Origin of the sequence: Phytobacter ursingii, from assembly GCF_001022135.1 — a bacterium.
GTDB classification, from domain to species: domain Bacteria; phylum Pseudomonadota; class Gammaproteobacteria; order Enterobacterales; family Enterobacteriaceae; genus Phytobacter; species Phytobacter ursingii.
The window spans coordinates 34,381-59,914 of sequence record NZ_CP011600.1; the positions used below are offsets into that span (position 1 = coordinate 34,381).

35 protein-coding genes and 1 pseudogene are annotated in these 25,534 nt (G+C 55.5%); 5 read left to right on the forward strand and 31 right to left on the reverse strand.

Annotated elements, in window-relative coordinates:
* Positions 1–3: 3 nt before the first annotated feature.
* The 19 genes from traF to AB182_RS01010 all read right to left on the reverse strand — a co-directional run bounded on the left by traF (position 4) and on the right by AB182_RS01010 (position 14,843).
* Positions 4–798, reverse strand: a complete 795-nt coding sequence (gene traF / locus AB182_RS00925) for a type-F conjugative transfer system pilin assembly protein TraF (RefSeq protein ID WP_047368878.1) — start codon at positions 796–798, stop codon at positions 4–6.
* A complete protein-coding gene (traN, locus tag AB182_RS00930) occupies positions 798–2,681 on the reverse strand; it encodes a type-F conjugative transfer system mating-pair stabilization protein TraN (RefSeq protein ID WP_047368796.1) in 1,884 nt (627 codons plus the stop codon). Before traN ends, traF begins: the two co-directional genes overlap by 1 nt.
* Complete coding sequence (gene trbC / locus AB182_RS00935) at positions 2,678–3,298, reverse strand: type-F conjugative transfer system pilin assembly protein TrbC (protein ID WP_047368797.1); 621 nt, start codon at positions 3,296–3,298, stop codon at positions 2,678–2,680. The genes traN and trbC overlap by 4 nt, the downstream gene beginning before the upstream one ends.
* Positions 3,299–3,307: 9 nt before the next feature.
* On the reverse strand, positions 3,308–4,300 hold the full coding sequence (traU, locus tag AB182_RS00940; RefSeq protein ID WP_047368798.1) for a conjugal transfer pilus assembly protein TraU: 993 nt from the start codon (positions 4,298–4,300) through the stop codon (positions 3,308–3,310).
* Positions 4,297–4,635, reverse strand: coding sequence for a YdeI/OmpD-associated family protein (locus AB182_RS00945; RefSeq protein WP_047368799.1), 339 nt, complete (start codon positions 4,633–4,635; stop codon positions 4,297–4,299). The genes traU and AB182_RS00945 overlap by 4 nt, the downstream gene beginning before the upstream one ends.
* A 65-nt stretch (positions 4,636–4,700) precedes the next feature.
* The gene (locus tag AB182_RS00950) at positions 4,701–5,378 is read right to left on the reverse strand and encodes a hypothetical protein (protein WP_047368800.1); all 678 of its coding nucleotides are present in this window, start codon (positions 5,376–5,378) and stop codon (positions 4,701–4,703) included.
* Positions 5,368–5,658 carry a hypothetical protein gene (locus AB182_RS00955; protein ID WP_047368801.1) on the reverse strand — a complete coding sequence of 97 codons (291 nt, stop codon included), beginning with the start codon at positions 5,656–5,658 and terminating at the stop codon, positions 5,368–5,370. Before AB182_RS00955 ends, AB182_RS00950 begins: the two co-directional genes overlap by 11 nt.
* Positions 5,655–6,275 carry a type-F conjugative transfer system protein TraW gene (traW, locus tag AB182_RS00960; protein ID WP_047368802.1) on the reverse strand — a complete coding sequence of 207 codons (621 nt, stop codon included), beginning with the start codon at positions 6,273–6,275 and terminating at the stop codon, positions 5,655–5,657. The genes AB182_RS00955 and traW overlap by 4 nt, the downstream gene beginning before the upstream one ends.
* Positions 6,272–6,718, reverse strand: coding sequence for a type-F conjugative transfer system protein TrbI (gene trbI / locus AB182_RS00965; protein ID WP_052958797.1), 447 nt, complete (start codon positions 6,716–6,718; stop codon positions 6,272–6,274). Before trbI ends, traW begins: the two co-directional genes overlap by 4 nt.
* A gap of 14 nt (positions 6,719–6,732) precedes the next feature.
* Complete coding sequence (traC, locus tag AB182_RS00970; RefSeq protein ID WP_047368803.1) at positions 6,733–9,378, reverse strand: type IV secretion system protein TraC; 2,646 nt, start codon at positions 9,376–9,378, stop codon at positions 6,733–6,735.
* The gene (locus tag AB182_RS32275; protein ID WP_139153683.1) at positions 9,368–9,652 is read right to left on the reverse strand and encodes a hypothetical protein; all 285 of its coding nucleotides are present in this window, start codon (positions 9,650–9,652) and stop codon (positions 9,368–9,370) included. Before AB182_RS32275 ends, traC begins: the two co-directional genes overlap by 11 nt.
* Positions 9,652–10,206, reverse strand: coding sequence for a type IV conjugative transfer system lipoprotein TraV (gene traV, locus AB182_RS00975; protein ID WP_047368804.1), 555 nt, complete (start codon positions 10,204–10,206; stop codon positions 9,652–9,654). Before traV ends, AB182_RS32275 begins: the two co-directional genes overlap by 1 nt.
* A 107-nt stretch (positions 10,207–10,313) precedes the next feature.
* On the reverse strand, positions 10,314–10,793 hold the full coding sequence (locus AB182_RS00980) for a hypothetical protein (RefSeq protein WP_047368805.1): 480 nt from the start codon (positions 10,791–10,793) through the stop codon (positions 10,314–10,316).
* A gap of 34 nt (positions 10,794–10,827) precedes the next feature.
* Positions 10,828–11,325: a transcription/translation regulatory transformer protein RfaH gene (gene rfaH / locus AB182_RS00985; protein ID WP_261802734.1), complete on the reverse strand. Its 498-nt coding sequence runs from the start codon at positions 11,323–11,325 to the stop codon at positions 10,828–10,830.
* A 26-nt stretch (positions 11,326–11,351) separates the two neighbouring features.
* Positions 11,352–12,755, reverse strand: coding sequence for an F-type conjugal transfer pilus assembly protein TraB (gene traB, locus AB182_RS00990; RefSeq protein WP_047368807.1), 1,404 nt, complete (start codon positions 12,753–12,755; stop codon positions 11,352–11,354).
* Positions 12,752–13,486, reverse strand: a complete 735-nt coding sequence (traK, locus tag AB182_RS00995) for a type-F conjugative transfer system secretin TraK (protein ID WP_047368808.1) — start codon at positions 13,484–13,486, stop codon at positions 12,752–12,754. The genes traB and traK overlap by 4 nt, the downstream gene beginning before the upstream one ends.
* Positions 13,487–13,489: 3 nt before the next feature.
* The gene (locus tag AB182_RS01000; protein ID WP_047368809.1) at positions 13,490–14,089 is read right to left on the reverse strand and encodes a TraE/TraK family type IV conjugative transfer system protein; all 600 of its coding nucleotides are present in this window, start codon (positions 14,087–14,089) and stop codon (positions 13,490–13,492) included.
* 51 nt (positions 14,090–14,140) lie between these two features.
* Positions 14,141–14,443 carry a type IV conjugative transfer system protein TraL gene (gene traL, locus AB182_RS01005; RefSeq protein WP_047368810.1) on the reverse strand — a complete coding sequence of 101 codons (303 nt, stop codon included), beginning with the start codon at positions 14,441–14,443 and terminating at the stop codon, positions 14,141–14,143.
* Between the two features lie 7 nt (positions 14,444–14,450).
* Positions 14,451–14,843 (reverse strand): type IV conjugative transfer system pilin TraA, encoded by a 393-nt coding sequence (locus AB182_RS01010; RefSeq protein WP_047368811.1) that lies wholly within the window; start codon positions 14,841–14,843, stop codon positions 14,451–14,453.
* A 210-nt stretch (positions 14,844–15,053) separates the two neighbouring features.
* Here AB182_RS01010 and AB182_RS01015 point away from each other — a divergent pair, with 210 nt between their 5' ends.
* A complete protein-coding gene (locus AB182_RS01015; RefSeq protein ID WP_047368812.1) occupies positions 15,054–15,674 on the forward strand; it encodes an Arc family DNA-binding protein in 621 nt (206 codons plus the stop codon).
* A 543-nt stretch (positions 15,675–16,217) separates the two neighbouring features.
* Here the strand turns inward: AB182_RS01015 and AB182_RS01020 are convergent.
* Positions 16,218–16,607: a relaxosome protein TraM gene (locus tag AB182_RS01020; RefSeq protein WP_047368813.1), complete on the reverse strand. Its 390-nt coding sequence runs from the start codon at positions 16,605–16,607 to the stop codon at positions 16,218–16,220.
* An 828-nt stretch (positions 16,608–17,435) separates the two neighbouring features.
* Between AB182_RS01020 and AB182_RS01025 the strand changes: the two genes are divergently transcribed.
* Positions 17,436–17,981 carry a lytic transglycosylase domain-containing protein gene (locus tag AB182_RS01025; protein WP_047368880.1) on the forward strand — a complete coding sequence of 182 codons (546 nt, stop codon included), beginning with the start codon at positions 17,436–17,438 and terminating at the stop codon, positions 17,979–17,981.
* A 16-nt stretch (positions 17,982–17,997) separates the two neighbouring features.
* Here the strand turns inward: AB182_RS01025 and AB182_RS01030 are convergent, their stop codons facing one another.
* The 8 genes from AB182_RS01030 to AB182_RS01065 all read right to left on the reverse strand — a co-directional run bounded on the left by AB182_RS01030 (position 17,998) and on the right by AB182_RS01065 (position 23,133).
* Complete coding sequence (locus tag AB182_RS01030; RefSeq protein ID WP_047368881.1) at positions 17,998–18,816, reverse strand: DUF932 domain-containing protein; 819 nt, start codon at positions 18,814–18,816, stop codon at positions 17,998–18,000.
* Positions 18,817–18,829: 13 nt separating this feature from the next.
* On the reverse strand, positions 18,830–19,132 hold the full coding sequence (locus tag AB182_RS01035) for a hypothetical protein (RefSeq protein WP_047368814.1): 303 nt from the start codon (positions 19,130–19,132) through the stop codon (positions 18,830–18,832).
* Between the two features lie 730 nt (positions 19,133–19,862).
* Positions 19,863–20,219 (reverse strand): hypothetical protein, encoded by a 357-nt coding sequence (locus AB182_RS01040; protein ID WP_052958798.1) that lies wholly within the window; start codon positions 20,217–20,219, stop codon positions 19,863–19,865.
* A gap of 55 nt (positions 20,220–20,274) precedes the next feature.
* Entirely contained in the window at positions 20,275–20,424 is a 150-nt protein-coding gene (locus AB182_RS01045; protein WP_047368815.1) for a hypothetical protein, read from the reverse strand.
* 85 nt (positions 20,425–20,509) lie between these two features.
* Entirely contained in the window at positions 20,510–20,974 is a 465-nt protein-coding gene (locus AB182_RS01050; RefSeq protein WP_109267836.1) for a DUF1419 domain-containing protein, read from the reverse strand.
* A 61-nt stretch (positions 20,975–21,035) separates the two neighbouring features.
* Positions 21,036–21,407, reverse strand: coding sequence for a hypothetical protein (locus AB182_RS01055; protein WP_047368816.1), 372 nt, complete (start codon positions 21,405–21,407; stop codon positions 21,036–21,038).
* A gap of 773 nt (positions 21,408–22,180) precedes the next feature.
* Positions 22,181–22,483, reverse strand: coding sequence for a hypothetical protein (locus AB182_RS01060; protein ID WP_047368817.1), 303 nt, complete (start codon positions 22,481–22,483; stop codon positions 22,181–22,183).
* A gap of 71 nt (positions 22,484–22,554) precedes the next feature.
* Complete coding sequence (locus AB182_RS01065) at positions 22,555–23,133, reverse strand: hypothetical protein (RefSeq protein WP_047368818.1); 579 nt, start codon at positions 23,131–23,133, stop codon at positions 22,555–22,557.
* A 487-nt stretch (positions 23,134–23,620) separates the two neighbouring features.
* Here AB182_RS01065 and AB182_RS01070 point away from each other — a divergent pair, with 487 nt between their 5' ends.
* Positions 23,621–23,956 carry a DUF2767 domain-containing protein gene (locus AB182_RS01070; RefSeq protein ID WP_223883546.1) on the forward strand — a complete coding sequence of 112 codons (336 nt, stop codon included), beginning with the start codon at positions 23,621–23,623 and terminating at the stop codon, positions 23,954–23,956.
* Between the two features lie 203 nt (positions 23,957–24,159).
* Here the strand turns inward: AB182_RS01070 and AB182_RS01075 are convergent, their stop codons facing one another.
* From AB182_RS01075 to relB, 3 genes are all read right to left on the reverse strand, one after another.
* A complete protein-coding gene (locus AB182_RS01075; protein ID WP_014063856.1) occupies positions 24,160–24,318 on the reverse strand; it encodes a type I toxin-antitoxin system Hok family toxin in 159 nt (52 codons plus the stop codon).
* A 71-nt stretch (positions 24,319–24,389) separates the two neighbouring features.
* Positions 24,390–24,677, reverse strand: coding sequence for a type II toxin-antitoxin system mRNA interferase RelE (gene relE, locus AB182_RS01080; protein WP_000323025.1), 288 nt, complete (start codon positions 24,675–24,677; stop codon positions 24,390–24,392).
* Positions 24,677–24,916, reverse strand: coding sequence for a type II toxin-antitoxin system antitoxin RelB (gene relB / locus AB182_RS01085; protein WP_004196370.1), 240 nt, complete (start codon positions 24,914–24,916; stop codon positions 24,677–24,679). The genes relE and relB overlap by 1 nt, the downstream gene beginning before the upstream one ends.
* Before the next feature lie 24 nt (positions 24,917–24,940).
* Here relB and ydfV point away from each other — a divergent pair.
* Both ydfV and AB182_RS01090 read left to right on the forward strand, forming a co-directional pair.
* Positions 24,941–25,039: pseudogene (gene ydfV, locus AB182_RS32830) on the forward strand (protein YdfV); the annotation flags it as partial.
* 127 nt (positions 25,040–25,166) lie between these two features.
* Positions 25,167–25,532 carry a hypothetical protein gene (locus AB182_RS01090; RefSeq protein WP_009651956.1) on the forward strand — a complete coding sequence of 122 codons (366 nt, stop codon included), beginning with the start codon at positions 25,167–25,169 and terminating at the stop codon, positions 25,530–25,532.
* Positions 25,533–25,534 lie beyond the last annotated feature (2 nt).

Here is a 25,534-nt window from a genome sequence, read left to right on the forward strand (position 1 = left end):
TCCTCAGAAATTAGGTCTGAACCCGGTGGCCACATTCAGGAACCGTTTCGCCAGGTCATCCTGCGTCATGAAGCCGTACGCCAGTGGCCGGTAGTCCTTCGTGGCCGGGTCGACAAGGTAGAGTGCCGGGAAATGGCTGATGCCCATTCGCGCACTCTGCCCGGTATCCGGACGGCTGTCCGGCACCTGCGGGGACACGGTGCCATCCACACTGACCGGTATCAGCGATATATGACGCAGGCGGGCAAAGTCCGCGACCACGCCCGCCATCTGCGCATCAATCGGGTTACTGCCCCGGTAGAAATAGAACAGGCCGTACTGCCCGGCCAGCTGGCTGATGGCCTGCGACTGTTTTTCCTGATCCCGTGCCTGCTGGAGCGGGGCGGTGCTGTTATAGTGCGGATGCTCCAGGTTGTAATCGAGATCCGGATGCGCAAGCTGCGCCACCGCGAATGACTGGCTGAACATTGATGCGCGGTCCGTCCAGAACTTCTGCCAGCGCAGAAAGGTGGCCGTATTCTCCGACGAGGGGTAGAGCATGGCGCGTGTCATCGCCTCTTTCGTATACCCCTTCAGCACCTCAGCCTGCTCAACCGGTGACAGTTTGCTGAAATCCGGAACCTTCTGTGGCGCAGGCACTGATGCAGGTGCCTCTTTCGGTTTTTTCGGTTCGTTGTACCAGTGCCAGCCTGTAAAAGGATCGGCTGGCGTGACCACGGCATCTGCGGGGGGAGGCTCATCGGCCAGCACCGGTGCGACACCGGATATCAGGAGACAGGCAAGCAGCAGTTTTTTCATCATTTCCCCCCCATCTGATTTACCTGGGCGGCCACGCGGTCTTTCGCCAGTTGGGCCATCGTGGACGCATCCGGGATTTTCTGGTTATTCATCAGGTCTTCGTAGAAATCCGCGAAGTTAATCAGATCGAAATTGATATCCTGCAGCTCCGGGACCGTAATACCCCGGCAGTCAGGGTTATCACCACTGCCAAAACTCACCCCCAACTGGTCACGGCGCCCCTGTTCCTGAATGATGCGCGCCAGCTTGCCCTGGAAAACGCAGTAGACCTGGCTTTTCTGGACGCAGGCCCCGAGGACTTTGTGATCACAACGCTCACCGACACTGACCGTGACCTTTTTGGCTTTTGCCTTACCGATGGCCATCTCATCACTGTTGCAGGCCGCCAGTCCGGCATCCGCACCCCAGCCCGAGTCCTTACAACAGTTGTTGAAGCCGGCGAACGCCTTGCGGCAGCTCATCGCCTGGCCGCTAAATGCCCTGACGTTGACCTGGTCATCCCGGACGTTTTCGCCCGCCGAGGCCAGCCCCGCCAGTTTGGCCACCGCCGTATCAAAGCCGCTGTCACCGGCCCCATTGGTATCGCTGCAGTCTCCGGTTTTGCAGAAATAATCCCCGCCACAGACCAGGCCACTGGAGGAGTAGACCTTCTGGCACTGGTAGGTTTCTGTCTGATGGAGACACGTACCTGTTGCTGCATCTGTGTCAGTACAGGTATGAGCGGAAAGCGTACAACTGGGGTTGTTGATTAGAGAAGCACAATTACCGGTAGAATTTGTCCCCGTTACATAGGAATCAGTGTATCCCCAGCAATCGCTGTACTGACTGTACTGGACACCGTCAACCGTAACAGTCCTTGTTCCGCCAGGGTCTGTGCAAATACTGCCAGCACTTGACTTCGCAGTAGCGGTATCAAAGCCGCAACTGCTACTCCAGGTGATCTGTGGAACATATTTTTGTGTCCCTGTACGGAACGTAAACACTATCTGGAAATGCCATATGGGCGACCCGCCGGGTGATGAAAATAAATCCTCGACCATGTAGGGAACGTTCTGTTTGTTATTCACTACAATTCGCAATAATTCATCTTTGTTAAAAGCATTGCCTGCAGGCAGTGTGTAGCTACCTGATGTGTCATACATATTCAGTGTTTGGCCCAGCAAAGTGAGATTCAGGAAATAAAGGTCATTGCTTTTTGCTGCTGACCGGTCAAAGGTATATGTCATAGTTGCTGAAATGACTTCACCAGAGGGCACCGGAACGTCGTAGTAATAAGGCCCTTTATCCCCGCTCCCCTGAAGAGGCAGAGTCTGCCCCCCGGCGCTTAATTTTCGGTTCGTAAAATCAATGGTGTAAGTGGTATACGCATAATCATCGACATATGACCCTGTAATGGATGCTGTTCGTCCGCACGTTTCGATGTCACCCACGTCACGGTCACACTGGAAGTTTTCAAATGTGGATTTGGACACTGCGGTACTGGTGCACTGCTGGCTGGTTCCGTTGAGTACGCTTTCTGAGCCACTCTCTGCCGCTTTGCCTGCCGTGATGAACGGCGCATTCGGATCAATGACCGGCGACGGGTTTTTGGTGCTGGCGTCAATGACGGCCTGACCGGCATTACTGCCCAGCAGGGCAGACTGGCCTTTATCACTCAGCCCGCTGTCCCCGCCTCTGACACCCCCGTAGTAGTTTGTCTCGGACGGATTACTGGTGTATCCCGGGATAGCGCTGTTCACGGCATCGGTGTTCTTTAGTGCAGACGTCCCCTGTGATGCGCTGCCTTTCCCGAAACTGGACCCCGCCTTATAGGCATCGCTGTTCGCATCCGCAAAGGCCAGTCCGCTGAACAGCAGAACGAGAATAGCGAGAGACATTTTCATCGGGCCGCCTCCAGCAGTTTGCGCGCCGTGGCGGCGCAGTCGCCCTGTTCTGCGATTTTACCCAGCGCATCGCGCAACGGCAGGCTGCCCCGGATAACGTCGTAATGCCCCGGGCAGGTGACAACCAGCGCCGGCACCGCCGTAATGTGGTAATCGCTGTACAGCGTCGGGTCTATCTGCACCCCGACATTTTTATCTTCCTTCGTCAGCTCAAACATCATGGCGGCCGTCTTGCGAAAATCATTATCGACGAGGCCACGCAATGTGGCCGGTATCTTTAATCGCGCTGCATCCTGCAGCATGGGCAACAGACCTTCCCGGGGGATACCGAGGCTGACAAAGTAAATGGCATCCGGAGTGCGCTGTTCTCCCCCTCCCTGCGCAGTCTGGTCATTGCGAATGCCCTGCTGCAGTTTCTCCACCAGGTCCTGTTGCGCGGGCGGCAGGGTCATCGTCTGGCCCGCCAGTGAATTTTTAAACTCCTGCAGGGCATTCTGCTGCTGTTTCATCCATTCGCGGTCCCGGCCGTTAACGGCAACCTGATCGCTGGCGAAAGAAACGGACATGCTTAAGAGCAGGCCACTGGCGAACAGGGCCTGAAAACGGCGTGTATTCATGATCGGTTCCTACAGAAAGACGCAGTTGCGTTTGCGCCACATCAGATAGCCAAAATTCTTTTTGGACTGCGGAGTGTTGTGCGTGGTGCCCCACAGCTGCGTACTGGCGCCGAAGGGGTGACAGCTCGACGTCTCGGGATACATGTTCACCATCTGGTAGCGCCATCGCTCTTTCGGAATGATGGGCGACGGATATTGAAAACAGACGGCGGTGTCTGCCCCCACGGAATTCATCACCAGGCCTTCCCGGTGCAGTTTGTAGGCCATACGCTCACTGACCAGCAAGGAGGATTCGAGCGGCGAAAACTCACCACTGGTATAGCCCGTGAACGGGTACATCGAGCCCTGTGCACCGGCGCACCAGAACAGGGGAGACAGGGGCAAACCGGCAGAGCTGGCAGCGGCATCTGCGGCACAGGCAGCCTGAGCAATCAGGTTGCCAAACAGCGCGGCTTCCGGGTTGATGATCATCGAGAGCGTGGAGTCGTTCCACATCGGGTCGACCTCAGACAGATACGCAATGTCCATGTCCCCGGTCTGCATGCAGCCGATACTGGTGATAATGTTCAGCCAGAAAATCAGCGGGTATTTATACCAGTGGACGTGGTAGAACGCGCCCGCAGCGGGCCGGTCACTCTGTCCTGCCGTGCCTGTACCGGTCCTTCCCAGGTCAATCTTGAAGCCCCCCATATTGACCATCACGCCCGGTTCCCGGGTTACGTCCGTCATGGCCATCGGTTCCCAGAATCCAATAGCCAGCCCGATGCGATAGAGAATACCGACCGGGCAAATCTGGATGGGTGACGCGGGGTTATTGGTATCCGGTTGCGGACCGGACGCCAGTTGGATACTGCCCAGCGTCATCGGGAACAGGCATTTCCAGCAGACGTCTGAAATGGGGTTCACCCAGCGGCCGTCACCGGCATTACTCCCCGCCGCCATCACCGGTTTTGCCAGCATGGCGGAGAAGAGCAGGCAGGTGATCAGCAAGAAACGCTTCATGAGGCGGCCTCCTCCCGGCGGCGCAGCCAGATACAGACGGCTCCGTCATCCATATCGTGAATACTGCCGGTAAACCAGCCTCCACCGGCGGGAACAGAGGGCTGCCAGAGACTGCAGTTACCGGTTTTCCAGAATGTGTCCATCATCCAGTCCGGTACATCGTTTTCCATCCAGACGGTTGCTGACTGCAGGTGGTGTTCTGCAAGCCAGGCTTCAAACTCACCCGGGCGCGGAAATTCACGCGAGTCAGACGGTGAAAAAAAGTCAGGGTGTGTCCAGCCGCCCCAGCGATCGCGCACGACCGGCTGAGCCGATATTTCAGCAGGTTTGGTCATAATGGTGGATTCCGTAAAAACAGCAGAAGAGGGTAAGAATGGCTCTGGGTAAACGGCCTGTACCGTTATTGTCCGGTCAGCCCGTTCGTGGTGCAGGTGTTCACTTCCTGTCTGACGACATACCAGCCGGTCGATTCTGCCGCCTGGCAGCACCAGTCGGCCCAGCTTTCCGTATAGCCGTCATCAGCGGCCTGCTGCAGTATCTGTTCAAGGGCCTCGCCCCTGCGGGACGGCGAAACATACCGCTCACGTGCCCGTACTATGGTGGCCCCCACGCGCCTGCGGGCGTCAGGGGACAACACCACTTTGTCATGCGCCGTCCTGCGCAGCGCATAACCTTCCTCATCCAGCGCATCACTGAATGCGGACAGAAGTGACTGCCAGTAAGCGGCATTCTGATCTTCTGCTGCACGGACGGCCATCTCCCGGCTGCCAAACGTCAGGGCCACAGGGGCGGGCTTTCCATACTTCATATCAGCGGTTTTCCGGCGTCCGGTAACCACGCGACCAGTACGCAGGATAACAATGGCCAGTGCCAGAAGAACAACGAAAAGCCCGGCGGCCGGAAGATGCCCCATCAACTGACTGAACGCGTTGATGCCGTCAGGAGAAAGAACGGTTTCGGCACGACACACCGGCGTTTGCGAAAACTCTGCCGGAACGGGCCGCAAAAGCGCTCCGTCATCAGGCGGCTTCATGACCGTCTGCGTCGCGACCGGCAGCTCCGGGTATTCAGTTGACATGCGATCCTCCCTGGCCCGTCAGGTATCCCATGCCGTGCCGGCGGATGACGTCGCTGACATCTTTCTCATTCAGCGAAGCGATAACGATGGCGGTTCTGACATCGCTGCTGCAGGCCAGCAGCACCTGCAGTGCCGCCCGGATAATCACCGATTCAGTGTAGAGAGGATGTTCCTCCGTCATACTGCGCAGACCGTCTTTATCAGCATCATTAATGCGCACGGTAGTGGCATGACGCTTAACCTGCTCAGGGGCAAGTGGCCCCCGCGTGTTGTGACTCATTTCAGTGCCACCTCCTCCACCTTAAGCCAGCGGTCATCGCGTGTAATGCGGACCGGTGTATGCTCAAAGCCGAATTTTGTTGTTAGCGTGCCGTACTGATCGAAGTACACCGGCTCGTCCAGCGCCAGACTGGTATCCCGGATGTTTCCGTTCACCAGAATGACTTTGAAATTTTGCTGCCCGGACAGCTGCTGCCTGATCCACGTCATCTGCACCGGATTGTCGCCATCAATGAAATACAACGTCTCACTGAACGGCACCTTATCCAGCGGATTCACCCGGTCACCTGCCCGTGCGATGACATTGCCGCGCATATCCCGGATGGTTTCATTTACCGTGAAAGTCGGGTCATAGCGGAATGCCCTGTCCTTTGTGGCGGGAGTGAGCCCTGCCACCGGTTCAGGACGCACCGCGTGGGCTTTCACCCGCGCCTCGGCTTCCCGCTGTATCCTGTCCAGCTCGCCACTTTCCTTCATTCCTTCCAGCCGCTGGCCGATAAAAGCCAGCAAATCAGGCTCTGTGACAGGAAACAGGTGGCCGAGGGTACCGAGGTCTTTCGCACCGGCGGGCAGTGACAGCATCGCGGCAAGCACGATGGCCACAGGGCCGGCTCTCATGGTGCCCCCTGCATCTGACGTGCGATGTCCGCCTGTATTTCCGGCGTGATGTCCACCGCGCCCGATACCACCGCACCTTTTACCAGAATGATGCCCCCGTGCGTCGCCTGCCAGCGGGTCAGACTCGCATCCAGCGACGCCCCGAAGCGTTTTGTCAGCGCCTCTAGCGCTTCTTTTGTCAGCGAAGACTGTGCCGTCTGCTGCCTGAAGGTATCGATGGTGCCCTTCATATCGAACACCACATACGCCGGCTGCATCATCGTTGTGACAAGCACGCTGATGCAGGCACTGAGCATAAGAACCAGCACAACACACGCGGCAATGTAAACGCTGCGCCTGCGCAGTAAGGAACGTTTACGCGGGCGGTTTTCGTCCGTGAGACGCTCTACAGCATCCGGCGCACTGTGCTCCGGCACTGAAACCTGAGTATTTTCGTCCTGCATATTGGGTACTCCTCTTATACGCTGGTCAGTCCGGCCCAGCGTTCCAGTTCCTGCATTTCGGTCTGATACATATGCGGCTCGCAGGCCAGCAGATAAGCCGCTTCCTCACTGGTTGCCCCCGCCGCCTGCGCATCACTCATGTACTGATAGTCTTCCCCACGGGTACTGAACATCGCGCGCGTGACCGGGTCCACAAACACCCGGTGGAACGAACTGTATTCCCCACTCGAGATCATGACTGAACTGAATCCCGTATCACGTGCTGGCTGGAAGCCACGGATAACCTGCGTTTCCATCTCGCTGAACTGGTCCGGGTTGGCGTTAAGGTAAGTTTTAAAGGCTTTGGCGTCCTGCAGGAGGGTGACTTTCGTTCCTGAGCAGTCCCACGCCGCTGCTGCTGCCGGCGGTGCGGCCTGATCTTTGGTACCGGTGAAATCCTTGATGCCCTGCGTGATAGTAATGAATGCCCCACGATGGCGGCGAACCGTCCGGTAGCCGGTTTCGATAAAGCGAGCGGCATGCGGGTTAGAACCACTGAACAGACGCCAGGCTTCGTCGATAATGGCCACTTTTTTCAGGCTGCGCGGCGAGTGGTACATCTTTTCCTGTATCGCCAGAATCAGCGAATAGAGGATAGCGGAGAGCAGGTGAGGCTGATTTTCCAGACTCAGCAGCTCCAGCACGGCAAAGCGGGTATCACCATCGAGCGTCGGGCTGTCCGAATTGAAATAATCGCCATTTGCCCCCCAGGTACACCACCGGTCCAGTAGCAGCACCAGTTCGTTGATGCGGTTCATGATGGTCGGCTGGTCACCGTACTCTTCCCTGACGGCAGGAGACTTCATGTACAGCACCACGTCGTCGATACGGGCTTTGTTCTTTTTAGCCTCGAATGCCGCCACCACGCCTTTAAGCAGGATGGTTTCACTGACTTTATCCAGCGGCTCATTAGGACTGGCCAGTACCGTCAGAAGCCCCTGAACCCCTTCTGCTGATTCTTTAATGTCGCGTATGTTGGCAAACGGGTTAAAACGCAGCGTGGCCCCGTCCAGATAGGCACCGCCCGCCTGTTTACAGAAGTTGCGGTAACTGCCCCCCATGTCGATAACCCAGCCGAAGCCTCCGGCATTCAGTACCTGCCGCAGAATTTCCTGGATAAAGAAGCTCTTGCCCGCGCCGGTGGTCCCGGTGACCGCGATGTTAAAGTTGGTGGCACCGTTGCTTTCGCTGAACATGTCAAAGAACGCCAGCGCATTGCGATAGGTCGGTAGCGGACTGCCGGACGCCGCCATCTGCCGCTCTGCCACCACCGGCATCAGATTGACGGCATTGAAGCTTTTGCAGCGCAGCGTGGCATTCATGTGCTTCATATCGTCCCACAACCCTTCCTGCATCAGGAACGGGAACGTGGTGAGCCAGTTACGCAGTTGCTGATAGCGCGGAGCGGATATCTCCAGGTCATTTTTGCGGAACACGTTGATGGCCGAGAGTTCGCAGGCCTGTTGTTTGCTGTCATCATCCGGGCAGAACAGCGTCAGGTTCAGACCAAAACTGCACATTGCGATTTCGTTACTGGCCAGTCCCATACGCAGGTCGCGCCACTCTTCGTAAGTACGCTGCGTATTGGGAAACAGTTTGCCGTAGGAAGAGTTGGCCTTTTTGCCCATATCCTGTTCCCTGCGGAACGCCTCGTTCTGGCTGCTGACCTGATCTTCAACACAGATGGTCCAGCTCAGCAGGAACGGACAGGGGATACCGAGGTCCGGGAAGCGCATGTTCTGCAGATTGTCTGCTGCCTGCCAGAGTGCAAACTTTTTCGGCACTTTGGTCAGTTGCATATTCACCACCCGCGTACTGGCAACGGTGGTATCGCCCTCGTCCCCCATGATCCTGTCACCGGGCTGGCGTGAAGTGGTCAGGCGCAGGTAACCCGGATGCACTTCCATTTCGGTACTGTGGTCCACGCACTGGCGGTGCAGCTCCTGATCCGGGTTCCAGTTTTCATCACCGGCATTGACCTGTCCGGGACGATAATTGATCTGCTCGCGCAGAACGGTCAGGAACTCCGCCGCACCGACACGGCGGGTGTCCATGTGGGCCGCCATCATCGACACGCGCAGGGTTTCACGTATCTGCGCCACTTCATCCATCACCTTTAATCCACCCGTTCCCGGATGGGCATACACCAGAAAGACTCGGTAACTGCGCAGATAGAGCGGATATTCCCGGTTATTAACCAGCCCTTTCAGCGCTGAACGCTCCCAGTAGGCTTTGGTAATGGCGTTAAGGCGCGGGGCCATATCGCCTTTCCACATATCGCGGCTGAGGCCGTTTTCCAGCATGTCACCCACGCACTTACTGGCCACCATTAGCACCGTGACCGGTGTTTTACGCGGCAGTTTCTTGCGCAGCAGATCATCCAGCGCCTGCACCACCTGCTGGTTGGCCCCGGCGAGGGGGGCCACTTCCATAATGAACCCAACCGATCGGCTGTTAATAAACAGGTCGGATTTCTCATCATATTCGCGGTAGGGCAACAGACTGGTTATAGAAGGATAACTGAAGGTTTCCTCCAGCTTCTGACGCGCCGCTTTTGCGCCACCCTCATCGCGACTGCTGCTGAGGATACCGGTGAGGTGTTCGATAACATTACTGAGCATCCTGTCCTCCCCGGCGCTGAGAGCACGGACCAGTCAGACCGTCAGCTAACACGCGTGTTTTTCCCATGCCGCAGCGGCCACAGATAACAACGTTGCTGTCAGCAGACTCACTGGCTGTGAGGTCTGCCCGGGACCGGTGATGATGGTACAGCGCCTGTGCTGAGGCTTCGGTGACCAGAATGTGTGAAGACAATAACGCCCTTCTGCCCGTATCGGTTCCGGTACGTGATGGAACAGATACTGTTGTTCCCATACTGAGAATGCGCTTTTTCATTATTCCCCCTCATGGATAACCCGGAAATCATCGTTCCAGCGTGATTTTTGTTTCACAAACTCCACAACAGCGGGCTGATGGAAACTGTCCTGCTCATCCACCCAGGGGGCTATCCAGAGCCGTTGTGTGGTATCCGGGATACGCATGGCCTCGACCTGCCCCGGCCCGCTGTACCCGGAAGGGGTGATGCTGCCGTCGGGTATGGCTACCGGCCGTATCGGGGCGGTGGAGGTGGAGGTGTGAAGCCTGCCGGTATTCACTGCCTGTCCGGCAACGGGACGCGGCGCAAGGGTTGCCACACTGACGGGACGAGCGGGGTTAATGGCAGGCTTCACATTGCCGGGCGTCGCCAGTGCCTCAGCCGCAGGCTTTGGGTTGCTGCCCTTCGCCGTATTCAGATCGTCCAGACTCTGGTGTTTTGAGGCCAGATGGCTGGCGTCAGACATCGACAGGCACTGGTCGGTGGCGGTTTTGTTGCAGTCGAAATCAGAATTCATACCGGCGCAGCCGGTTAAAGCGCCGCACAGCAGTGCGGCACCCAGTAATTTGTACATGGGTGTCTCCGGGTGTTATGGGAGGAGTTAAAAAAGAAGATTGTCTCGGGGGGATTAATTAATGAAAAAATTCCTGCATGTCAGTTCGTAGTGAGATAAAGCCCGCCTCACCGGTGGCATTGTTCACGACCCGCCTCCCCGGTGGGCTCCGGAGCGTTGTCCAGAAAGCGCAACGGTCTTTTATCTGACGGAGACACGGTTCCACATTCTCTTTCATACCAGCATTCAAGATCCTGCAGTTCAAGGTGTCCCTTTTGTCGTGCGGTCTCCTGCAAATCATGCCAGGCCATCATGTTACGGGGCTGATACGCAGACAGTCTGAAATCCAGCGTGTGACTCCATGTTTTCAAGGCAGTGGCTGGCAAATTCCAGGCGATAAGCCCTGACCCGAAAACGAAAAGCGACAAAAACAGAGCCGCGTTAACCGGGTGCACAGGTAACTTCATGGCAGTCCAGAAACCCATTGCAGCGAGCGTAATCAGGATAATCCAGAACCGCCTGATGCCGGGTGGGGAACCGCCTGCACGCCACTGTCTGATATCACTGCTTATCTGGCCCAGCGTTTGAGCGTTAGTCTTTTTTTTCACGACGTTCCCCCTCCGTTAATGTCAGTCAGCCGGTTCATGCTGCAGCCTCTCTCGCGACAATATGAAAGCGCATGCTGCTGTTTACCGGGACGCGCACCTGCTGATTCATCAGGTTCAGGAGGAGCATGGCCCGCTTCATGCCGTCCGGTTCATACCACACGGCTTCGATACCTTCGAATGCACCATCACGGAGCATCACCCGGTCCCCGTGCTGTGGGGCGACTGTCTCCGGTGGCGCACTGCTCCAGCCCTGGCTGAGTTGTGTAATCACGCTGTCCGGTACCACGGAAGGCAGGCCACCGAAGCTGATGAGCGTCGAGATACCACGCGTGGCTTTGATGGCCGTGGTGTGCACCACCTCCGGGTCAAAACGCACAAATATGTAGTTCGGGAACATCGGCTGCGGCGTTACCCCCCTGACCCTGCCATTGTGCAGGCGGACCTCGGAGAGCATCGGCAGCAGGCACGTCACCCCCTGACTCTGCAGCTGTTGTTGCGCCCGCTTTTCCTGGGCGAACTTCGTCTGTGCCACATACCAGTTTTCCATCACGTCCCCTGTCAGTTAATGGTGTCACCGAGACGAAGCTGGCTTGCCTGCCGCAACACTTCATCCGGATTCAGCACCGGTGCGTTGTTGCTGTTGCTGGCATTCGTCGCCGGGGTGGCCGCCGCGGTCTGCTGGGAGGCCGTCTGTGCACCGGTTTTCTTCTCTTTTTCTTCTTCCGCATCCTCAATGGTTTCCAGGCGGAAGCCCTGCTGGAAGACCACCGTCACGGCATTACCAGCCCCGATATCAATCACCGGGTGATACTGCTCAGCACGTTTAATCCAGTACTGGCTCAGTGTGTCAGCCGCCTTACTGGCCCCGCCGCCAAATCCCTGCTTGAGGATGTCGCCGGCACCGACGGAGGCAGAACCACCCAGCCCGACAGTCGGCGTGGCTGCAGACTTAATACCCTCGCCGAAGCCTGATAACAGCCCGGCCGCACCGGCGTTGGCGATGATGGCACCGTTACGCATCACCGGCTTGCCACGGATACCCTGTTTGCCCTGGAAGGAAACGTGCCCGTCAAACGCCATATCGATGTGCTTGCCATTTTTCAGGATGCAGCTGATGTTTTTTGTGCGGACTTCGCCGCGTTCGCTCGAGATATCGCCGTACATTTCCCCGGTCACGCGGCACTGGTCCATGTTGTACGTTTTGCCGTTGGGCATCGAGACATCACCGAGCAGGGTGATAACCACGGGTGAGGTATTTTGCTGACCGGTCACACTGGCATTGGCGTCTGCCCCTTCAATCAGCACTGCCTCAGAGAATGACCCTGACGGTATCCAGGGGAGTTTTGTCTTTTTCGCGGAGAGTGAGGCGTAGGTGAATGTGTCCCGTTTCAGTCCTCCGGTACGCATCGTACCGGTGCCGGGATAAAAGCCCTGCCCCTGCCCCTGACCCTGCGGATAAAAATGACTGCCCTGCCCCGCAGCGGGTGCGCCGGACTGAGGCGTGACACTCCACTGTGCCGGACCGGAGGGGCCACCAGGAACCGGTCCGTTAGCGGGAGCACCGGGCGGAACAGCCGTACCCTGCCCCGGCCCGGTGGGGGTTTTACCGCCCTCTGTCTGCTGCTTCTGCAACTGACTCAACACTTCTCCCATTTTAGCCAGCTGGTTTCTCAGGTCATCGTTCTGGGTTTTCAGGGTGGCGGCCAGCGTGTTCATGTCTTTCTCCAGCCCGGCCGTCTTGTTCTGCTGTTGCTGCAGCGCCGATGTGGCCACTCCTTCGGTAAAGGAGGTATTCACCAGGCTCCCTGTCAGGTTCGGGGCCGCTTTGGGTGCAGGACGGTTAAGTTCTGCCTGATGATGTGACCAGGCCCAGATACCGCCGCCCGTCGCGAGCATGACCGCTGCGGAGATACCGGCAATCATCCACTGACGGCGGCGCGTGGCGGTATTGATGTTACTCATGCCCCCTCCTCAGCCGTGGAAAAAATTACCCAGACAAAACCCTCACCGCCGGCGTACAGGGTCCGGGTGGAGAGCATCACCGCCCGCACCCCTTTCTGCCAGAACTGCTTTTCACTGAGCGGGCGGCTGATGTAGCCGGTGTTTTTCATGCGATACCGCACCACCTGCAGGTGCGAACCGACGAGCTGGCGCTCAGGCGTCAGCTGGACGCCGGCGGGCGGGTTATACGCCGGACCCCGTGCGACTTTCATGTCGGTGTACCCTTCCGGTACCTCGCCGTTGACGACGTGGCGGGCCACGCTGACCAGTGTTTTCTGAAACGGCTGGCTTTCTTCCCAGGCTTTTGCATCCGGATTGGGTTTGAGGGGGACGCTTGCGGGGATAAGGTGCAGGGTGCGCCCGTTCCCCGGTTTTGGCGACACATCAATTGAGACGCTGACGCCACCGGCGGTCTCCAGAAACAGCGTAAAGTCCTGACCGGTCAGCGGAGTAATCATCAGTGCGCCGTCGGCGGTATTGTCTTTCGTGTACGCGTTTTCCGGCCCCGTCACGCCGGTAATCAGTTCGCCGTCGATGATGATTTTATTGGGGCTGGTATTACTCATCTGCGCTTTGAGATGCGCATTATTTTCAAACGGAGTTCCGGCCGGGCCGGGTACCGCAGCCAGTGCAGTTGTGGACAGGCAGACCAGCGCGCCTGCCACAGCCAGTGCAGAAAGGGTTATCTTCATGGTTCAGTCCTGTTTCGGGTGGCTGGCGGGTTGCTGCCAGGGAACCTCAGTGAACGCCGTCAGGCGGATGAGACCATCCACGTAATGCACACTGAGCCGCCAGGCTTTGTGCGCATCCGGCAGCGAGATTTTCAGGTTACCGTTGGTGGTACTGGCACTCAGCGTGCCCTGCGCGATGATGTCACCGGTGGCCGTGTCGGTGATTTCATCATCGATACGGAACACAGAGGACACACCGTTCTTTTTGATGTACTCCGCCTCAGCAGCCAGTTGCTTTTTTATCTCGTCACGGTATTCGGCCGGAACCTGACGCAGCAGGGCAGCATGCTGGGCGTCCACGGTTTCGGGCGTGACGGAAAGACGGAGGTTAATGAAGGAACGAACCAGCATGCCGTTCAGCGCTGCATCGCCGGAGGCGGCATCGGAGATAAACGGCCGGTCAAATATCATGGGCGTGGTGAGTGTCTTCTGCGTTTTATAGAAGTGCCACGCCATTGCACCGTTAATGCTGATACCAATGGCCAGAATAAACACAAGCAACACCAGTGATGAGATAACCAGGATGACCACCCGGTTACGCCCTTCCCGGACCTGATACTTCATATGCATTTTCCTTCTGAGGGAAATAAGCGCCACCCGGAGGCGGCGCGCGGGTTACTGCATCCAGTGCCGGTTGCCCGAATCGGGCACCCGCCGGAACTGCAACCGGAGCAGTGCGGTCGGCAGATACCAGTAAAGGAGGTTCAGGAGCCACCAGGTGCCCTGCCCCTTCTTCAGATGGCGGATTAACAGCCAGAGCGCGGCAGCCACAAACAGCATCACAATGAACATGTCGCAGAGCAGACCGATACCGGCGCACACAACAATGACAAAGGCCTCCTCGGGCGGGAGTCCGATAAAACGTTTCTGCTGATTGAGGGTTTCCGGGAACTGGTACTGAAGGGAGTCCCTGTCCATGACAGGATTAGCCAGCGAGGGCGAAGAAGCTGCGGGTGATAACAATCAGGAATGCCAGGCCACCAACAAACAGCATCGGGTTACGGGTTTTCATATATGCGGCAGCGGAAATGAGGACCTCAGCAATATACAGACCCCACTCCACCGTACTCCCGTGCCCGAAGGTATCCTTCGCATCCTGTTTCTGACCGGAGAGCAGGTCTTCCGCGTGTCCCAGATGGGGCAGCGCGATGAAAACCACCGCCAGACACAACAGCAACAGATTAATGCGATGGCGATAAATCAGACTGAAGGCACCACGCAGCATGCCGATAAACAACGATGACGCACCAGTCCGGACTTCCGGGCAGGCTTCCGCAGCCCCCTCCGCCAGCGCCGGTTGAGTTAAGACGACTTTCATGTCAGTTAGCCTCGATTTAAGTTAAGGAAATGTCATTGCGCGTAAACAGACGTAACGCGCGGTAAGTGTACATTTTCTCAAAAAAAAAAAATCTGTGACGCAAATCACGTTATTAGTGATTGTGATGCGATTTTTTAAGATTAATCCTGCAGCGGGGTGGAGTAGGCTTGCTGCCTGAACAGGGGATACCTCGTGAGGAGGTTTTTTTGTATGAAAGTAAAAGAAAAAATGGGTGACGGTCGTGGCAGGCCGCGAAAATATGCCAGAGGAGAAATGCAGTACCGGAAATTATGGTTACCGGAAAATTTACTGATGGAGCTGCGAGTGGCAGCAAGGGTCAGAAATTTCACCACCAATGATGAAATCATCAGCCGTCTTATTGCTTCGTTAAACTTTTCGCCGCGCCGGCATATTATCAAAACGGATGAAGGACAACGTCTTGTAGCGCTTGCACGGTTATTTGATGAGTTTCTTCAGGCAAGACTCGATGTGATTCGCAAAAAATATCAGGCAGAGAAAATCAGTGACAACGGTAAAAAAACATTTGTCCCGGGAAAGAACCGCGCATTCAGCAGCAGTTTCCCGGAGAATTTACGCCGGGATATGGAAGTCAGCGCCCGGTTTAACCGGCGAAGTATGAACAGGGAAATCATGGAGCGGCTTCTGGATTCACTGAATTATTTAACCGAACAGCAGTTACCCGAAAATGAGGAAGTCTGGCGACTGCGTGAACTGGCAATACTGTTTGATGAGTTTATTTCAGGGAAAGTGGTAAAAGCAGAAAATCCGCTCACGAAGGAAGTGGCAGGTGAAGAGAAAAAAGAAGAGTGAAGTTATAAGCAACCATTACGCATTATTAACGTTCTGAATCAGTACGGGCATTGTCTGTTTCACTCTGTAAATATACACACCGCAATAAGAATCCGTAATGTCACGGGGTAACGTCTCCCGATATTATTGCCATATCACAGCGACCTTTCACAGCGAATAAGGAAATCAGAAAGCGGGTGGCGTAAATGCCACCCGACACCGTCTGTAAAAACACACTTAAAAAATGCAAACGGGTCACCTCAGCCTCATGCATCGAAAAGCCTGTCCACAGCGTTATTTCGCGTATCTGTCCACCCACAACCATAACAGAATACACAGCCAGCCAGGACAGAACGCCAGAATCTTGCGACTTACAGAGCCCACTACAGAGATATCCTTCGCCGGGAAACCGGGCGGTAAATACGCTCCCGTTATTCGATATCAGCATCACGCATAAAAAACAGGGAGAGGAAACCGTCAGTGCTGAGAGGATACGTTCAGACCGGAAACATAAACACGACCGGCACGCTTCCGGTCATGCTTTATTTTTTTAAAACAGGGTATTTATTCTTCCTGAATAAAGTGTTTACTTTCTGCCTTATCTTCCGCATCGGACATCCCGGTAAGATTCAGGTCCATAAGCGCTTCCAGTTTATCCTGAGTGTTCTCTCCCCTGATTTGCAGATACATTTCTGTCATCATGGCCATCATGATACTCGTACCTTCACGCGTACCGGCCACCCTGCGTATTAAGTCACGATTGAATCCTTCCATATCGAATTTATTCCCTTCGCTCTGATGCTTTTTGACCATCAGGCCAATGCCGACCAGTTCATTCACCACGGACGAGAAGTTAACCTCGCCATGCGTGGCGCCGTTCTGCATTTCAATCTGGACCAGCTCCAGCACTTCCCGCTCGGTCTTTTCCTTGAAGTAGATGTTTCTTCGGCCCATTGTCCTGTCACCTCATGCCGCGCATAATGAAAACGCCCGGCAGTTATATGAATTAACGTAAATACGCTCACGCGGATGTAATATAAATTTGATGCGCGGGGATAACCTGTCCCGGATAATTATTCTCTCCGCATTCAGTGTGTGTCAATCCGGCACTGAGTAATATTTTTTTCAGGTGTGTGAATCCGGCACTGTTCACACCAAAAAGGTGTGTTAATTCAGCACTATGTATCAAAAACGTGTGTGTCAATCCGGCACTATACTGCGTTTTCGTGTGTGTTAATCCGGCACTGTGCCCTGTTTTTATGTGTGTTAATCCGGCACCATTCAGTATTTTAATGTGTGTCAATCCGGCACTGCACGCTGAAAATTTATCTATAATTCACTGATTTTAAATAATAGCCACAATAAACACACACCACAGTGCCGTTTACAGTGCCTGATTGACACACAATTAGGCACTGCATTGACACACAATCCGGCACTGCATTAACACACAATTAGGCACTGAAACATGTGTTAATTAACACACACTTTGATTTGAACAGGCTAAAAACAGGCAAAATATCAATGTAAGCAACTGTTTTAAAAAACAAAAACTGCAAGATGAAATCTTGCGTGGGGTGTGATGAAACTAAAAGAAGAAAAAGCGGCTTGTGAAATAGATCGAAGTTGTTGGATTTATTATATCTCTGTCTCCTTTCAGGGATGTGCAGCAAGCGCCCCGTGCGCGTCTGTAACGAATTATCTTGCAACGGATGATCTGAACGCGTATTTTTCACAAAAAACCGTCAGGCACATTTTGTGCGCGCATATGAGATTATCAGAATGAAATGGTTAGCTATCGCTGGCTTTGCTGCCGTATTCAGCGCACAGGCCGCGCCGGAATTATGTTTCGATGAAGCTGGTCGTGACTATGGTATTGATCCCACGCTTCTGATGGCAATATCAATACAGGAGAGCCGGTTAAATCCGACAGCCATTAACAGCGCCAGTGCGGGCGGTACAGAAGACGTCTGTGCGATGCAGCTCAACAGTAATAATTTCGGCAAGCTGAAAAACTTCAATATCACGCGTAAGGATCTGCTTAATAATCCCTGCATCTGCGTGTACAGCGGCGCATGGATTTTAGCCAGAAACTTCCAGGCCTACGGCAGGAACTGGGACAGTGTGGGAATGTATAATACAGGACCGAATCCAAAACTGATAAAAGCAAGGCGTGAATATGCGAGGATCATAAAAAGCATCTACACGGTACTGCTCGCCAGAAAACAGTTACTTGAGAAAGGCACAGGCGATCCCGTTAAAACGTCGCCATTCAGTGAAAATGCTGACCAGAGAACACCGGTGAAAGACGAAAAAAAGCCCGGTTAACCGGGCTTTTTATTTTCTAGCTCTTGAGCTTCGCAAACTCTTCGGCCATTTTCCACAATGCCTGATTAAGCTTTATGTCTCCGTCAATCCCTGTTACCGGGCGTGTGGTTGTATTTTTTCCTTTGGCCGTTCTGCCACGTAAACCACCCTTGATCAGGTTTTCCTGCACAGTGTTGTAGGTTGTCCAGAGGTCGGTTTGTTTATCTTCATAACGGCGCGGAACAAGAATTTTCTCTGCCGTGACGGGCGCTTCTTTGCCATCGTATTTAATATCGAGTGCGGTATTAGCGAGAAGGATTCTTTCGTCAGGAGAAACCGTGATCCCTTTCATCATCTCAATATTTTCAGTGACATTATCAAATATCCCGAGCACCTCATATGCCCCTTCGATAACCTGCCCGACAATATCCCCTTTGTGAGGCACATTGATTTCCCCGAATGACTTCCAGCAAACCAGACCATTCGTGCAGACCTGCCGATACATACCGGGGATCATTTTATAACTGCTGGACCCGTCGTGTGAGTTCAGTAAAAGAATCTCCGGCACTTCTTTACCCGAAAAATTATCGCCGCGACGTAAACGCAACATATGTTTCGTGAATTCCCGGCGGTCCGGATTACGTACACGTGACTGGCTGGCGTAATACGGCTGGAATCCCTCTTCACGCAGGCGATCCAGTAATGCGATGGTCGGAATATAGGTATATCTGTCAGAGCGTGATTCGTGTTTTTCCACTGAAAACGCGCTGGGAACAACACGCATCAGTTCATCATTCGTGAGAGGACGATTCTGGCGAATTGATGTCGGCGCAGCATAACGTGATGATAAACGGATCATGGTTATCTCCTTAAAAATAATTAGCAGGTACAACACGAAATAAAAAATCGAGTGGCAGAGCAGCTGCAACTGGCCAGCCGTTGCTGATCCAGACAGCGCAGTAATCCGGGATACCCTTTTCAAATACGTTGAGTTCTTCCGCATCTGCGGGTGGGGTGAAGTCGTGGCATTTCGCGCCCGGAATATCATCCGTCGCAGCAAAAACCCAGTTAAAGAGGTCGATGATCTGCCTGTCAGTCAGGCATGTGTTTTGATCACATCTTCCGGCGGTTTCTTCTCCGGCGCTTTTGACGTTGACGTTCTGTGTGTGCATCCTGGTTTTCTCCTTCGGTGATGGTTAATCCATCTCCCTTGGCTGGTACTCTCGCGGCAACGGGCAGAGTAGCGACGGCAGACGAATGACCGAATGGGCGTCACCGGAGGCCGCAGCGCAAGCGAGTCGTTTACGGCGAGTGCGAACGGGCGAGGAACGGCAACGCGTACCCATTCAGGGCAGGCGGATGACGGTGCTACGAAATGCCCTCCGCGTGAGGACGGCAAGGGTGATGGCCTCACCGGACTGGCAGGATGCACACACCCGACCCGGCAACGTCATATCGCCGGGTCGCCCTTAAAGCGCCGGCGGCCACGTCGCCGGTGCGGTGAGAGCGGCGCGTCCCCCGGACGCAGCAAGCGCGCCCTAGACCTTGCCATCGGACACTAGCGAGCAGCCCGAAACCGCGCAGCGGGTTCGGCGGAGCTTAGCCGGCGGCCTGCCGCCGGGTTAGCGGAGTGTGGCCCTGACGACCCGGCCGGAACGGACGGGGAGCCGAAGGGGGCCAGTGCCCTGAAGAGGTTTTTTGTGTTCAGTGATCGGGAAAAGACGAATAACCAGGACAGGAATATGCGCCGGCACAGCAGCAAACATGTCAGGAATACGGGAGAGGGTAAGACACTATGTACCAGGCGTACGGGGAAAAGGGGGCGCGCCGCAGGCGCCCCCGTCCTGCCCGGTTCCCCGCAGGGGAACGCCCTTCCCGGCCGTGGCCGTTCCGGGCAGATGATCAGCCGATTTCACCCTCTTCCATTTCAACGTACATCTCGGCAGCCATCATTAACGCCATGAGTCCATTATGGTGCGGCGTGGTGATGCCAACCTGTTCACACAGGTGCATCAGATCGGCCAGGAAATCGATGATCACGGTCTCCATCTCTTCTGAATCATTGGCCAGGCCAGTACGCTCAGCAAACAACCAGAGTGCCTCTGCCGCCAGGGCGGCGCGGTCTGCATTGTTCCAGACAACAGCCGGTGACGGGCGGCCGGAAACATTCGCCGCCAGATCGGCAAGCTCAGACGCAGGCAAGGATTCACCGCGACTCGCTCCCAACGCAGGCCCCATTTCTTCTTGTGCTTCTGACATGATGAGTTCTCCTGATGGTGGGTGATAAGGCCGCCATTACTGGCGGCCCCGTTTATTACGCCTCAGCCTCCATCCGGGCATTTACGGTAGTCATGAACTGCTGCCAGAATTCAAAACGCAGCGCGGGCATATGCGCGCGTTTTCCTGCTTTCAGGGCATTTACAAACGCGTTTGCCTGTGCGACGATTTGCGGGTCAAATATCATGGATTAGTCCTCCATAGTGGTTTTGATGTGGACAGCACCTCGACCGTGCTGCCCGTTGATTAAGCAGGGTTGCCACCCTGCTTTTTTAATGCCCGGAATTCAGTTGCTTCTCCGGACAGAAACGGGTGATCACATCCTCGATCAGCGCTTTATGTTTCAGGGTGTGCAGGTCATGGCACTCAAAGAAACGCCCCTCCACACTCACAAAAATTGCGGTCACATCGCCGCCCGTAAATTCGCGCGACTTGAACGACTCCCCGCCAAATCCCCGGCACCAGTCCAGCGGCGGAAGAACTTCGAGCTGGTCGATGTACCGGGCTTCGGAAATCTCCACCCACGGACGGCGATAACCCAGGTTTTGCGCTTCCTTCACTTCGGAAAAAGACAGCAGTTCTGTGTCCGGGTAGATACGGCGCACGGCGTTCAGTGTTTTCGCACCATATTCGGTCACCCATTCGCCGTCCTGCTGCCTGGCCCAGGCATAGACGGTGTTGCAGGACGGGACATAAAACGCCATCGATGGGGTATTGAGAATTTCAGTTACGGACATTCTTATCTCCTTAGTGATGGTGGCCGGTTACCCGGCCGGGTCGTTGCGGTTAACGTTCCGGTCAGTAATCAGCGGCCAGTTCAGACAACAGCAGGTCGCATTCATCCTGTGCCCGCGCCTCCTCTGACGCAGTTACCATGTAACCCCGTTTAGCCGCCGCACCGATGAAAGCAGGGCGGTCATTCAGCGGCAGTTTTGCCAGGTGAATCATCGCCATCGATAAGAGGCGGGCTTCATAAATCTCGTAGTACAGCCCACACCCACGGTTTGCCTGTTTTTCCATCCGTGCCAGAACCACATCGGCGCGAATAACGTCGAACGGGTTACGTGAATGAATGTTTGTGATAAAGCCATCAGTACGCATTGGTTTTATCCCCCATCTTCCGGCGGTTTCCTCTCCGGCGGTTTTGACGTTGACGTTCTGTGTGTGCATCCTGGTTTTCTCCTTCGGTGATGGTTAATCCATCTCCCTGGCTGGTACTCTCGCGGCAACGGGCCGAGTAGCGACGGCAGACGAATGACCGAATGGGCGTCACCGGAGGCCGCAGCGCAAGCGAGCCGTTTACGGCGAGTGCGAACGGGCGAGGAACGGCAACGCGTACCCATTCAGGGCAGGCGGATGACGGTGCTACGAACAGCCCTCCGCGTGAGGACAGCAGGGGAGATGGCCTCACCGGACTGGCAGGATGCACACACCCGACCCGGCAACGTCATATCGCCGGGTCGCCCTTAAAGCGCCGGCGCCCGTCGCCGGTGCGGTGAGAGCGGCGCGTCCCCCGGACGCAGCAAGCGCGCCCCGGACCTTCGCCATCGGACACTAGCGAGCAGCCCGAAACCCGAAGGGGTTCGGCGGAGCTTAGCCGGCGGCCTGCCGCCGGGTTAGCGGAGTGTGGCCCTGACGACCCGGCCGGAACGGACGGGGAGCCGAAGGGGGCCAGTGCCCTGAAGAGGGTTTTGCTTTGAATGCATCCTGGAACACCCGGTAACAGCACGCACACAGGCAGCCACCGGAAACCGCAGCACACCCGGACCCACTCACCGGATATAATGATGAGAGTGACGCCGCGAAGGGGGAGGCCCGGTGCGTCAGCACCGGCTTCCCCCGGCACGCAGTGCCGGTGGTTTTCGGGCCGTGCGCCGGGGCAGGCCACCGGGCAGACGGCTCCCGGTCTGGTACGCACCAGGAGCCTGTGGTGATGAGCTGTCTCAGGCCGGTTGTTTTCTGTTAAACGTGACGGCGTAATCGTCATAACTGAGACAGCCCCGCAGCCGCGTGAGCCTGACCACATTCTCCGCCAGGCCATTCATCGTCAGTATCCGCTCGATACCTGCAAAGAGGTCTTCACGCTCACCGAGCGGAAACCAGAGGTTGCTGTTGCTGCCGCTCAGGAGCGGATGGCCGCAAAAATGCACTCCCCTGCCCTGCCTGGTCAGGCAGACCGTAACAGTGATATCAGCGCGGATATGCTCTGCTGATGTACTGAGACCAGGTTGTCCGGTCATTTCCATGATGTTCTCCTTCCTGCGAATTCAGATGATGTGTCACCCCGGCAAGGCCTGCCGGGGTGTGGCGCCGTGATTCAGCGGACGTACTGCCAGTGACAGAAGGGACTCTCGTCGTCCCCTTTTTTCAGGTGTTCACGGGCGTACTTCTCCAGTCCCTTGTGTTCTGCCTCAAAAATCGCTCTCGCATCGTCGTTCATCACACCGGAAGCCATATAGACCTGCGTTGTTTCGTACTCGGCTGTTTCCGCGCACTCGTCATCGCCGATCCGGTTAGCACAATGCACCACCCTTGCTTCCCATGTTTCCGGCACGGCCTGCGGCTGCGGGCGGTATACAAACACCGTGACCAGCAGTTTTTCCTGCGGTTTTATCAGCATCATCTCGATACCTGAACGGACACCCCTGTCGCCAAAAACCCACTCATCGAGCGCGAACCGCGCGGCTGACAGATACTCAATGCCCATGTCAAACGACGTGCGAATTGCAGCCGTATTCACTGCCGGGGATCCGGGAATAAACAGGCTGCGGCGATACGAACGCGCAGCACGTTCCCGGATGTCGTTAACATCACGGTTTAATGCCGTTGAATTCTGGTTTTCACCCCCTGTTTCGGCGGTTGTGGTTGCGGCGGTTTTGCTGTTCTGTGTTTTCATGCTGGTTCTCCTGTGTTGGTTACTGAAACCCTGTTTCGGTCGGAATGGCGCGGCAAAGGGCCAGGTAGCGACGGCAGACGAATGACCGAATGGGCGTCACCGGAGGCCGCAGCGCAAGCGAGCCGTTTACGGCGAGTGCGAACGGGCGAGGAACGGCGAGGCGAACCCATTCAGGGCAGGCGGATGACGGTGCTACAGCAGCCTGACGCAGCCATCGCCCGGAACAGGCTGTACCGGCGGAGGATGAGCATGAAAACAGACAGAACAGTGCCCCTGCCCTGAGAGGCCGCGTGCGGCCGGTGAAAGCGGCGCGTCCCCCGGACGCAGCAAGCGCGCCCCGGACCTTTGCCATCGGACACCAGGAGCAGCCCGAAACCGCGCAGCGGGTTCGGCGGAGCTTAGCCGGCGGCCTGCCGCCGGGTTAGCGGAGTGTGGCCCTGACGCCCCGGCCGGAACGGACGGGGAGCCGAAGGGGGCCAGCTTTCAGATGTTCATTTTTCTGTTTTTTGTGGTGCTCTGGCGTATGCTGGAATTGCGCAAAAAAAGCGCAACCGGAGGCGTTCTCATGTCAGAAAATGAAGACGAAGATGATGCTGAAGACGCGTTTTACGACGAGACGTGCAGGATAGTGGGCCAGTGCTGCCTGATGCTGGCCATCAACGATGCAGAAACCGACCGGGCGCAGCTGGTATACCAGTTGAAACGACTTCACTGGAAAATCATGCAGCTGACCAGTGAATCCCACAACGGGATACTGATGGCCATCGGGCAACTGGAGACGGCGGAGATGTATGAGGAGAGGACGGGCAGGCGGCGGGAATAAAGCGGAAGCGCCGCGGGCGCATCCGCCCTTCCCCCCGTTCCCCGGAGGGGAACAGTGTTTCCGGGATGTTCATGCGTGCGGCCGCGCCCGGAACGAAAAGGGGGCTGCCAGTCGGACAACTGACAGCCCCTTGTAAAGGCGCTTTCGGCAGAACTGACCCCCTCAGCCCTGAAAAGGCGGGGTTTCCCCCGCCTCCAGGTAGCTTACTTACCGGATTCGTAAGCCATGAAAGCCGCCACCTCCCTGTTCGTGTCCCTGTACCGGATTTCGCAGAGCGATTTACGGGTCAGGTAAGTGAATATCAGCAGTGTGAGACACACTATTAACACGCACCAGAGCAGGGTACTTCGTGGCAGTTTCATAGCTGACTTCTCCTGTCAACGCAAAGCAGAAGTGTCACCATCGGTGCGAAACAGAGATGTCATGCTTTGGTTCAGAGAATGCGTTTGACCGCCTCGCTATATACTTCCGAGCGTTCTCTTTTCCCAACAGAAATCACGAAAACGACAACTTTCTCGTCTATAACCTGGTATACAAGGCGATAGCCTGAAGACCGGAGCTTAATCTTGTAACAATCAGGCATACCACGGAGCTTGTTTGCTTCAATCCGGGGTGACTCAAGTACTTCAACCAGCTTCTTTTTCAACTGTTCACGTACCGTCGAGCCCAGCTTTCGCCATTCCTTTAGTGCCCGCTCGTCAAAATCCAGAAAATACGCCATCAGAGTTCATCCAGCGTCACACGTACTGGCTTAGGATTACAAAGTCGTTCTTTCACTATCTCCACAAGTTCAGCATCTTCATCACTCAGGAGTGTCTGTTTGAACGGCAAGCGTTCATTGTCAGCGATATACTCGAGCATGAGACGAAGCGCTTCAGAAGGAGTTACGCCCATTTTTTCAAGCGCGGCGTAAGAACGCGCTTTAAGTTCATCGTCAATACGTAGGTTAATGCTACCCATGTCTTACACCCCTTGTAATTACAAATGTCATTACAAGTATCGCACTACAACATGCTTAGGGCAAGTCACGAAGTAAGTCAGAAAGTAGTCGTAAGAACGGTGATCACTGTCCGCTTTGTGCCAGAAGTGGACGGCAGGATTTGTTGAACATTTCAGACAAAACCAAACTCAAAACAACTATTGAAATCAAGCCAGCATAGCGGATACATTACGCACGTTGTTACTTTGTATCATCAGGATGCCGTTAACTGTGTTTATCAGCCGTGAAGTCATTTCCAGAATCGTGCTTATCATCATGGCTGTTGCCGTGCTGAGCAGTTCGTTTATGGCAAAGCCACAGGCTGCATACAGCGTTCAGGAAACAACGTCCATCAGTGACCATCAACACGACAGCGATGAACCACTGAATGAGCACGATCCATTGTTGTTTCACTCCCACGGTAGCGTGCATCACCTCAATGCCGATCATTCCCACGATCTGAATAAACTCTTTGCTCTGCCTACTCTGCACGCATGGAATCCGGGCATGCGGGTGATATATGCGTTGAGTTCAGAACAAATACTGCAAATGCCGCAGTCCACCCCCGAACGCCCTCCGAGAATCCTGTCTGCGTAATA